Here is a 10,309-nt window from a genome sequence, read left to right as displayed (position 1 = left end):
GGCACTAACACGGGAGCCCGGGCTCCGGGGATCAGCACAGCACCAATCACGAGATCAGCCAGTTCCAGTTCGGATCGAATATTGTGTCGGTCACTATATAACGTATTCACATTTGCAGGCATGATATCTTCGAGATAACGCAGCCGATCCACATTAATGTCGAGAATCACCACATCCGCCTGAAAGCCGGCAGCGATCTGCGCTGCATTTTTGCCGACCACACCGCCGCCCAGAATCACAATATGCGCCGGCGGTACGCCGGGAACTCCCCCCAGCAGGATGCCGCGTCCCAACTGAGGCCGTTCCAGGTATTTGGCGCCTTCCTGAATGCTCATACGTCCGGCGACTTCACTCATCGGCGTTAACAGCGGTAATTGCCCACCACGGCCTTCCAGTGTTTCATAAGCGACAGCCGTTGCCCCCGTTTCCAGAAACCCGCGCGTTAAAACCTCGTCGGCGGCAAAGTGAAAATAGGTAAAAAGAATCTGTCCCGGCTTTAACAAAGATAATTCAACCGGTTGAGGTTCTTTGACTTTGATCACCATATCAGAGCGTGCAAACAGTTCCTCGGCAGATCCTACAATTTCGGCCCCATTTTCTTCATAGAGTTCATCGAGAATTCCACTTCCCAGCCCGGCGCCGCTTTCCACAAGGACTTTGTGACCAGCCGCCGTCAGTTCCTCTGCTCCCACCGGTATCAAAGCGACGCGGTACTCATCCTGCTTGATTTCACGAGGCACCCCCACAATCATGGTCTTCTCCCGATTACATGTAATACTGCAGACTGCTATGATACGATAAACGATCTTATACGCATGCTGTTTTATACTATTCGTCTGATTCCAACAACATGCTTGAATTTTAACCAGACCAATCCATTGTCGGCAAAGGTACCATCCCAAGAAAGCCAGAGAATTTACAGTGACCGTTTTATTTACCGAAATCCAGGCAGCCGCAGCAAAAATTCTGATCAAATTGAGTCTGGAGGAAGATCTGCATCAGACAGGTGATCTCACCTGTCTGGCTTTGATTGAAGACACAGATCAGGCAGAGATCCAAATTGTCGCCAGACAAATGGGAGTCCTGGCTGGTTCTCCACTCACTTCGCTCATTTTTTCTGAACTGGATCCTGAGGTAGTTTGCACACATCAACTATCTGACGGTGATCTCTTAGAGCCGGGATCAGTGATTACCACCTGCTCGGGACCATTGGCTTCAATCCTGATCGGCGAACGCACGGTCCTGAACTTCATGACGCACTTATGCGGAGTCGCCTCTCTGACTGCAAAATATGTGCAGGCAATTCAGGGAACCAGCGCCACGATCCTGGATACTCGTAAAACACTTCCGGGCTGGCGAATCCTCGAAAAATATGCGGTCACCGCCGGCGGAGGTACAAATCATCGCATGGGTCTCTACGATGGTATTTTGATTAAAGATAATCATCTGGCCGCTTGGGAAACGCGCAATTCACATCCCACAATCGCAGCCGCTATCAGACAGGCACGGGAATCCGTCAAGGGGAAAAAAGGGATTGAAGTCGAAGTGGACACACTCGATCAACTGGCTGACGCGTTGCAGGCTGAACCCGAAATTGTTCTACTGGACAACATGCCTCCGGAAATTTTGAAACAGGCAATCCAGATGCGAGAGAAACAGTCGCCGACCACATTGCTGGAAGCTTCAGGAGGCATCAATCTGGAAACAGTGCGCAGCGTCGCAGAAACAGGAGTCGAACGAATCAGTGTGGGCGCGCTCACACATTCTGCTGTTTCTCTGGATATCGGCTTCGATTGGAAACGACGTACCTGAGGCTGTCTCTGCAATTGAAATACCTCTTTTCACTCAGTTTAGATGATTGCTCATGAATAAATCGGCTGCACAGAAACCTGTCAGTTCTCTTCCCGAGGAGCGCCCGAGCCTTGGGAGCTGTGCACTCCTCTGGTTGCTGCTGTTTTTCATCGCCTTTATCAGCTTTACACTTCCCAACAGTAACCCCGCGACCAGCCGCTGGGACGTATTCACCTATCTTCCTTATCTGTTAATGGACCTGGTTGATCCTCTGCCTGTGGAGAATCCTCCTCCTTCAGGCTGGACTTATTTCCCACAACGATTTCCCTTTATCGGAATCGCTTTGGTAGTTCTTGCAGGCGCCTGGGGGCTGGGACAGCTCATCACAAGACTGATCAAAATTCCGTTAGCCCCTTATACAGCAGAGCGAACCGTATTCGCCTCTGGAGTCGGTATCTCCGCCGTTTCACTGCTGACTTTAGGCGGAGGACTACTGGGAATTTTGTCCCAGAGCTTATGCTATCTGGTTCTGATTCTGTTGGCTGCCGCAGGCATCGTTTCCGCATGCAGCGAGTCAAAATCAAAAACTGGCACTTTACTGCCCTTCAAACTATCTCTCCCGGACAGTATCACACCTGAGATCCTGCTGCGTGGCGGCTGTTGTCTGATGATTACGCCGTTTGTACTCAGCATGTTTCTCGGATCCATGTTACCCTCAACCGATTTCGACGTATTGGAATACCACTTTGGTGGACCGAAAGAATACTACCAGCAAGGCCATATCGGATTTCTGCCACACAACATTTACACCAGTTTTCCTTTCCTGACCGAGATGTTGATTCTACTGGGAATGACGCTCAAAGCCGACTGGGAATCAGGCGCTCAAGCAGGAAAACTCGTTCTGATGAGTTTTTCCCTGCTCACGGCACTGGGAGTCTTTTCGACAGCGCGGCGCTGGTTTGGTTCGAATGCGGGCTGGTTGGCAGCAACGATCTTCCTGACCACTCCCTGGACCTATCGCATGTCGATTATCGCGTATACCGAGGGAGGACTTTCCTTTTATCTGATGGCCAGCCTGTTAAGTCTGATCCTTACGATACAGGTACTCAGAACCTGGTCCGCGCCAGTAGACGAGACGTCCACAGCCACCCCCTCACGCTCTGCTTTATGGGGTTATGCCTGCCTGACCGGTTTGTTATCCGGATCTGCAATGGCTTGTAAATACCCGGGCGTCCTGTCGGTCGTGATTCCTCTCGGCCTGACATTACTGGGCTTCAGCTGGTGGCTGCTGAAAGAAGAAAAGCAGTTACGAATCTCTGTCACACTCAAGCTGGCAGCTATCTTCTCGATCGGTACGCTACTCACCATTGGTCCGTGGCTGTTGAAAAATGTCGTGGAGACAGGCAATCCCGTCTACCCGTTGCTCTATTCTGTTTTTGGCGGCGTTGATTTGAACGAACAACTCAATATCAAATGGAAAGGCGGACATAGCCCCCACACGCATGAACTGGCTGATCTGGGAGAAAAACTGATCGATGTGACATTGAAAAGCGACTGGTTGAGCCCGCTGTTGTTCAGCTTGGCGCCACTGGCCTTTCTGAAACGGCAGCATCGACGCCTGATCTATTGGCTGTGGATATACGTGGGATTCCTGTTTCTCTCCTGGTGGGTATTTACCCATCGCATCGACCGGTTCTGGGTTCCCCTGATTCCCGTGGTTGCAGTTCTGGCCGGTATCGGCGCAACCTGGAGTTCTCAACGAATCTGGAAGATCGGCCTGTCAATCGCCATTCTGCTCGCCTCGCTGTTCAATCTCGGCGTCGCGACCAGCGGCCTCAGTGGTTATAACGCGTATCTGGATGATTTGAATTATGCGCGGAAGACTGCGCTCTCAATGACCGGTCCCGAAATCATGCAGTTAAACCAGATGCAACTAGAGCCAAAACAAGTGGTGCTCTCCGTGGGTGACGCAGAATTGTTTTATGCTCAGTTCCCTGTGATCTATAGTACGGTTTTTGACCACGAGGTTTTCAAGCAATGGACCGCAAAAATGGAACCGGACGTGCCTGATAAATTGCTCTCGATGAAACCTGCCGGTGAAGTCAGAGAAAAATTGCAAGCCGAGCATATCGCCTACGTTTATGTCAACTGGGCAGAAGTGCTTCGCTACCGCGTACCAGGCTCCTATGGTTTCAGCGATTACGTCACACCTGCCAGATTCAAACACCTGATCCAAGCTGGAGTCTTACTTCCCTCTTTGCCAAACCGGTCCAGTTATCGAAAATTCGATTCATTCCGGGAAGACGAACAAGAAGAAATACTGGCATGGGCGCCGGAGCTGATTGTGGAGCGAGAAGGTGAGCGCTACTTCATCACGGCTCAAATATTTCCGGTGGCTCCCTGAAAATCTTTTTCCCAGCGAGATCAGTAACCCGCAGGTGACTCAAAGTCATTCAGTTCCCGACGGGCTGAGCGGAGCGCACTACCAAAATCAGGAATGATAATGTCACTGTCATCCAGATTCTGATATCCGCGCGGTTTGGTCTCCAAGAGGCAAAAACGCTCTAATTCATCAATGTGAATTGAGTCACAATCGAATGCTTCTACTAATTTTTGATCTGAAGTGTTCATAATAATTTCCCCCTCTATCATCCAGTGAAACTGATTGCTCCACTAATCGCATCACGTATTTTATCGAGCTTTTCAGTAAAATCCTACAAAATTCTGCCTGGACAGTTCAATATTTGAGTCTAAAACGCCTCAAAAGCATGATATCAAAGTACATATGACGACCTGCCATCCTGCCAAACTTGTGAATTTTGAGACGAACCTTTCCCGATTCTCAACCGTCCAAGGGGCGGGCATTGACCATCGGCACCGGGAATTCAATAATGGTCAAAGCAAACCTTTTTTGACTTACAGTTACTATATTTGAGCCTATTATGACAACGAGTTTATCGAACGTGCCTGATTCTGCAGGTCGATTTGGAGAATTTGGTCGACGATTTGTGCCAGAAACGTTGATGCACGCCCTGGAAGAGTTGACCTCGGAATACGAGAAAGCGAAACAGGACCCGACTTTCCAGGCGGAGCTGGATGACCTGCTAAAGCACTATGTCGGACGTCCGAACCCGCTTTATTTTGCCGAACGCCTGACTCAACATTGTGGCGGCGGCAAAATCTACCTCAAACGGGAAGACCTGAATCACACGGGTGCCCACAAAATCAACAACACCATCGGTCAGGCGTTGTTGACGATGCGAATGGGAAAAAAACGTGTGATCGCAGAAACGGGTGCAGGCCAGCATGGCGTTGCATCAGCGGTCGCCTGTGCCCGCTTCGGTCTTGATTGCGTCGTCTACATGGGTGAAGAAGACATCCGTCGTCAGAAACTGAATGTATTTAACATGAAAATGATGGGCGCTGAAGTGAGGGCTGTTACCAGCGGTTCCCGCACCTTACGAGACGCCGTCAACGAAGCGATGCGCGACTGGATGTCGAGCGTTGAGACAACGCACTACATCATCGGCTCGGTCATCGGGCCGCACCCCTTCCCGATGATGGTCCGCGACTTCCAATCCGTCATCGGCAAGGAAACACGCGCACAATGCCTGGAGCAAACGGGAAGACTTCCTGATCAGGTCATCGCCTGTGTCGGAGGCGGTTCCAATTCCGCCGGAATGTTCTACCCGTTTATTGATGATGAGTCTGTGAAACTGATCGGCGTGGAAGCCGGTGGAAGAGGACCTGAACCGGGTCAGCATGCTAGCACCCTCAGTTACGGAGCCAAAGGAGTCCTGCATGGGAGCTTCGGTTACGTCTTGCAGGATGACGATGGTCAAACTCTGGACGTGCATTCGATTTCTGCGGGTCTGGATTATCCCGGAGTCGGCCCGGAACACAGTTACTGGAAAGACTCGGGGCGTGTGAATTATACAGCGATTACCGATGATGAAGCGCTGGAAGGTTTCCAGACCATGGCCAAACTGGAAGGCATCATTCCCGCCATCGAATCATCACACGCAGTGGCCCATGCCCTGAAAGTCGCGCGTGATACCGGCCCTGAGGAGATCATTGTCATCTGTTTGTCGGGCCGAGGCGATAAAGATGTGAATGAAGTGGCCCGCCTGCTGGATCGCGACATTTAATTTATTGACGTCCGCCAAATTCTGTTCATCCAAATGTCCTTCCTCTTCCCGTAAAAGCATTGTAACGAATCGTGACAACATCCATTTCTGAAAAATTTGCACAAGTCCGCTCGGAAAACCGTATGGCTTTCATGCCGTTTATTACTGCCGGCGATCCTGATCTCGATACCACCGTAGCTGTTTTGAAAGAGCTGGCCCATCGCGGCGTGGATCTGATTGAGGTTGGTTTTCCTTACAGCGACCCCATCGCAGATGGCCCCGTGATTCAGGAGTCTTACACCCGCGCTTTAAACAACGGCTTCCACGTACATGACCTGTTCGAAGCTTTGAAAACGCTGTCTGCAGATCCGTCAATCACGTTGCCTCCGCTGGTGGGCATGGTGTCTTACGCGATTATCTTTCGTTACGGCTCTGATAAATTTCTGAATGAAGCAAAAGCGGCCGGATTTTCCGGATTGATTGTCCCCGACTTACCCGGCGATGAAGCGCAAGAGCTTGCAGAGAAAACAAAGGCGGTGAAACTGGATCTGGTTCAACTGGTTTCACCACTGACGCCGGAAAATCGCACGAAACGCATCGTACAAGTCGCCAGCGGATTTATCTATTGCATCTCTGTTGCAGGCACGACAGGAGTTCGCGATGAACTCCCTCCTGAATTGACGGCGCATCTGGAATCGTTACGCAGTTTGACAGACCTGCCTCTGGCCGTTGGCTTTGGCATCAGCAACCCAAATCACGTCAATACATTGCGCGGCAAAGCAGACGGATTCATCATTGGTTCGGCCATCGTGAAACAATTTGCTGCGTTTTCTGATCCCGCTCAAAACCGTGACGCCGTCCTCAAAGCCATCGGCGATTACGCAGGCGAAATGGCGGCAGCCACGAAAGGCTGAAACCGGTTCTCTGCGCTTCTCACTGTTTCTTGCGAACGCCGGACTGCTTGCGTGTAAAGGGATAAAACCAGACACCATAAGGCAGAAACTCTGGCACAATGAGTTTCTGCAGACGTTGAGGGTTCGCCAGCTCCCAGCCGAATTTCCCTTTCAGAACTTCTGCAGGAACTCCCGAAGCAGCGGCATGTTTTTGAGTGACCGGAAACGAGTCTACAATCTCCACCGTCCCGATCAGGACACCGGTAGGCAGTGTTTCCACATTGATTCCTGCATGCGCAGCGGCTTTGTCAGCATGGGGTGTTTTCGCCAGTTTCTTCGACGCATACACATATATCGGGCCGCGGATCTTCGTCTGGCTGGAGCGAATCTCGATCGTTTTTATACCACGCAGAATCAGTTCAGCCCAGGGTTGCCTGATCCCCAATGCAGGCAGACTTTTATCGGGATGTTTGATTGATTTTGTCATCTCAGGCTTAAACTTCGAAAGATTGTTGATACTGTGGAATAATGGGTTCCAGGTCACACTGATCGTGAATCAAAGCTGCGAGTGCCGTCGCTGATTCCGGCTCGCCATGTACCAGAAATACCTGGCCAATGTTTCCTTGTTTTGCCGACGCTTCGTACCACCATTTAAAGTCTTCAACATCCGCATGACCTGACAACCCGCTGAGTTGAATGACCTTGGCCTTGACCTGGTAATACCGATCAAAAATTTTCACCTTGGGATCTCGCTGTTGTAATCGCCGTCCTAAAGTATTGGCGGCCTGATATCCCATCAGTACAATTGTGTTCTCGACGTGTTCGATCCCGTTTTTCAGATGATGTCGTACGCGACCGTTTTCGCACATCCCACTCCCGGCAATGACGACAAAGGCCCCTTCTCGCTTATTGAGGGAAATACTTTGCTCGCGCGTCGAAACGTAATCGAGTAAAGCAAATCCGAATGGGTCCCTGTCGGATTCCATCAGCTTACCAACTTCATTGTCCATTTCATGAATATGATGCCGGTATACGGAAACCAGTCTGGTTGAAAGAGGGCTGTCCACAAAAACAGGTATATGAGGCAGGCGTTTTTCGTTATACAGTTCATTCAGATAATAAATGATCTGCTGCGTCCGCCCCAGACTGAAAGCAGGAATAATCACTCTACCATCCACGCGGTAGGCTTCATTAAGAATCTGATAGAGTTCTTCTTTAATATCAGACGCCTTTTCATGAACCCGATTTCCGTAGGTACTTTCCGAAATGAGTACCTCACAACCTGCAATCGTCTCGGGATCACGGAGCAACGGTAAATTCCGCCGCCCCAGGTCACCTGTGAAGACAATGTGTCGCCATTCCCGTTGATCTTTGATCTTCATTTCGATGATCGCTGACCCCAGGATGTGTCCTGCATCCAGAAAGCGGACTTTGACATCGTCTCCCAGTTCGTGCCATTCGTGATATTCCACGCGTTCAAATTGTTTTGCAACTCGACTTACATCATCTTCTGAATAGAGCGGTTCAATCGGTGGATGCTTCTCTTTTAGTTTCCTCGCCAGATAACGGGCATCTTCTTCCTGAATACGGGCACTGTCCTTCAGCATGATTTCAGCAATGTCCGCTGTTGCCGAAGTGCAAAATACCGGCCCCCGGAATCCTTTGCTGTAAAGCCGCGGAATGTTGCCGCAATGATCCATATGCCCATGCGATAAAAAGACAGCATCCAGTGATTCCGGCGAATAAGCAAATTGACTGTTTTTATGATAGGATTCTTCGCGATGCCCCTGAAACAAGCCGCAATCCAGCAAAATTCGTCGTGAATCGGTTTCGATCAAGTGCTGACTTCCGGTCACTTCACCGGCTGCTCCAAGAAAAGTAATTTTCATCTAACGTTTCATTTCCAGACAAAATAACAGAAACAGAAGAAGGCATGCGGGAATGATAGTAGATCGCCACCAGTTGAAACAGGAAATCTAGAAAGACGATTTAGACGATGATCTCCTGCTCGTTCTGAGCGACACTGCCTGTCCGTTCGGAAATGCTGTAGGAATCCTGATGGCGACCAGTATAGGCGACAATTAATTCAGCCAGTAAACCAAGACTGATTGCCTGTCCCCCCAGAATCGTCGCTGCTATAGAATAGGCCAGCAAAGGCCGATTGCCAATTGGCCCCAGTTCCAGGCCAAAAAGATTAGTCAGCATCCAGAGAAATCCCAGATAAGACAGGCCCAATACGCCTAAGAAGAGACAGACCAGCCCAACGGCTCCCAACATATGCTGGGGACGCTGTCCATAACCGGTCAAAAAGCGAACCGTTAAAAGGTCGAGAAAACCTCTCAGAAAACGTCTGACGCCATACTTGGAATGACCATGCTGGCGTTCCCGATGATGGATGGGAATTTCCGTCACTTTAAACCCACGCGCATCCGCAAGCACCGGAATAAAGCGATGTAACTCCCCGTAAATACGAATCTCGGCTGCGACTTCTTTACGGAATAATTTCAAGCCGCAATTATGATCATGCAGTTGCAATCCGGTCAGTTTAGCGATCATCCAGTTGAAGACTTTACTGGGATAGACTTTGTGCCAGGGATCAAGCCGCCGTTCTTTCCAGCCATTCACGACGTCATAACCTTCATTCAGCTTTTCCAGGAATCGGGGGATCTCCTTGGGATCATCCTGCAGGTCCGCATCCATCATCATGATCACAGACCCTCTTGCCGCCCGCATACCTGCCGTCAACGCCGCTGCCTTGGCGAAATTTCTGCGAAATCGAATTCCGGAAACACGACCATCTTTGGCAGCCAGCTTGGAAATGACCTCCCAGGAGATGTCGGTCGAACCATCGTCAATAAAAATGATTTCAAGATCGATATTATGTTTTTGGCTCGTGTCACAGATTTCCTGGTACAGTTGCGGCAAACTTTCGGATTCATTCAAAACAGGAATCATGATAGAGAGCACGACAGAGACCTTTCTCTCGGCAGGTAGAAACTTTAGCATTTTCAGTTTATATCAGGAGTGGATTGTTTTTGTGCCGAACTGCTATCAATGTCCGCACGACTCCTGAAACTGTAGTATAAAACAAAGGCAGCCAGAATTTCACTAGCAAATGAAACGATTCGTATCAATAACGCAGCAACAAAGGCATTCACAGGTCCGATCGCCGGGGAACCGGCAAGAATTGCCGCAATCAGTCCTTCACGGACTCCCAATCCGGCCGGCGCAAATAAAACCGCGAAACCTAATGCGAAAGCCGCGGAAATAGCAGCGATCCAGAGAGGCCATTGCTGCCAATTTAACCCTGAATCTCCCAGAGAAGCAACGACCAGCCCCAGACTTAAACCGTGTAAGCTCCAACTGATCAGAAAAGCAAACACTCCGGCGTAAAGTAAACGTATCGAAAATGAAGCCTGTAATCCCACTGCAGGTGCCTCGACACCTGATTTTGTGATCTTTTTCGAAAACAGATTTAACAGGCGGGACAAGAAGGGT

9 protein-coding genes and 1 pseudogene are annotated in these 10,309 nt (G+C 50.0%); 4 read left to right on the top strand and 6 right to left on the bottom strand.

What is annotated here, in order from left to right:
- Positions 1 to 752, bottom strand: a 752-nt coding sequence (locus tag Q0294_RS08310) for an alanine dehydrogenase (protein ID WP_299463214.1), incomplete at its 3' end; no start/stop codon positions are given.
- Positions 753 to 921: 169 nt separating this feature from the next.
- Between Q0294_RS08310 and nadC the strand changes: the two genes are divergently transcribed.
- The gene (nadC, locus tag Q0294_RS08305) at positions 922 to 1,812 is read left to right on the top strand and encodes a carboxylating nicotinate-nucleotide diphosphorylase (RefSeq protein WP_299463211.1); all 891 of its coding nucleotides are present in this window, start codon (positions 922 to 924) and stop codon (positions 1,810 to 1,812) included.
- Positions 1,813 to 1,864: 52 nt separating this feature from the next.
- Positions 1,865 to 4,195, top strand: coding sequence for a hypothetical protein (locus Q0294_RS08300; RefSeq protein WP_299463208.1), 2,331 nt, complete (start codon positions 1,865 to 1,867; stop codon positions 4,193 to 4,195).
- A 20-nt stretch (positions 4,196 to 4,215) separates the two neighbouring features.
- Here the strand turns inward: Q0294_RS08300 and Q0294_RS08295 are convergent, their stop codons facing one another.
- On the bottom strand, positions 4,216 to 4,422 hold the full coding sequence (locus tag Q0294_RS08295) for a hypothetical protein (RefSeq protein ID WP_299463205.1): 207 nt from the start codon (positions 4,420 to 4,422) through the stop codon (positions 4,216 to 4,218).
- Between the two features lie 311 nt (positions 4,423 to 4,733).
- Here Q0294_RS08295 and trpB point away from each other — a divergent pair, with 311 nt between their 5' ends.
- Together trpB and trpA are read left to right on the top strand one after the other, a co-directional pair.
- Complete coding sequence (trpB, locus tag Q0294_RS08290) at positions 4,734 to 5,939, top strand: tryptophan synthase subunit beta (protein WP_366917928.1); 1,206 nt, start codon at positions 4,734 to 4,736, stop codon at positions 5,937 to 5,939.
- Positions 5,940 to 6,010: 71 nt separating this feature from the next.
- Complete coding sequence (trpA, locus tag Q0294_RS08285) at positions 6,011 to 6,832, top strand: tryptophan synthase subunit alpha (protein WP_299463199.1); 822 nt, start codon at positions 6,011 to 6,013, stop codon at positions 6,830 to 6,832.
- Between the two features lie 19 nt (positions 6,833 to 6,851).
- On the opposite strand, the gene Q0294_RS08280 is transcribed toward trpA, so the two are convergent.
- The 4 genes and pseudogenes from Q0294_RS08280 to Q0294_RS08265 all read right to left on the bottom strand — a co-directional run.
- Positions 6,852 to 7,298: an ASCH domain-containing protein gene (locus tag Q0294_RS08280; protein WP_299463196.1), complete on the bottom strand. Its 447-nt coding sequence runs from the start codon at positions 7,296 to 7,298 to the stop codon at positions 6,852 to 6,854.
- A 7-nt stretch (positions 7,299 to 7,305) separates the two neighbouring features.
- Positions 7,306 to 8,700: an MBL fold metallo-hydrolase gene (locus tag Q0294_RS08275; protein WP_299463193.1), complete on the bottom strand. Its 1,395-nt coding sequence runs from the start codon at positions 8,698 to 8,700 to the stop codon at positions 7,306 to 7,308.
- Positions 8,701 to 8,800: 100 nt separating this feature from the next.
- On the bottom strand, positions 8,801 to 9,766 hold the full coding sequence (locus Q0294_RS08270; RefSeq protein WP_299463217.1) for a glycosyltransferase family 2 protein: 966 nt from the start codon (positions 9,764 to 9,766) through the stop codon (positions 8,801 to 8,803).
- A gap of 53 nt (positions 9,767 to 9,819) precedes the next feature.
- A pseudogene (locus Q0294_RS08265) lies at positions 9,820 to 10,309 on the bottom strand (hypothetical protein); the annotation flags it as partial.

The sequence above is a fragment of the uncultured Gimesia sp. genome (genome assembly GCF_937919775.1).
Classification (GTDB): domain Bacteria; phylum Planctomycetota; class Planctomycetia; order Planctomycetales; family Planctomycetaceae; genus Gimesia.
The sequence above is the reverse complement of the archived record's forward strand: the minus strand, read 5'-3'. Positions and strand labels throughout refer to the sequence as shown.

Coding starts and splice junctions, on each gene's coding strand:
- Q0294_RS08300 (WP_299463208.1), top strand. CDS start 1,865: ATGAATAAATCGGCTGCACAGAAACCTGTCAGTTCTCTTCCCGAGGAG.
- Q0294_RS08295 (WP_299463205.1), bottom strand. CDS start 4,422: ATGAACACTTCAGATCAAAAATTAGTAGAAGCATTCGATTGTGACTCA.
- Q0294_RS08280 (WP_299463196.1), bottom strand. CDS start 7,298: ATGACAAAATCAATCAAACATCCCGATAAAAGTCTGCCTGCATTGGGG.
- Q0294_RS08275 (WP_299463193.1), bottom strand. CDS start 8,700: ATGAAAATTACTTTTCTTGGAGCAGCCGGTGAAGTGACCGGAAGTCAG.
- trpB (WP_366917928.1), top strand. CDS start 4,734: ATGACAACGAGTTTATCGAACGTGCCTGATTCTGCAGGTCGATTTGGA.
- Q0294_RS08270 (WP_299463217.1), bottom strand. CDS start 9,766: ATGATTCCTGTTTTGAATGAATCCGAAAGTTTGCCGCAACTGTACCAG.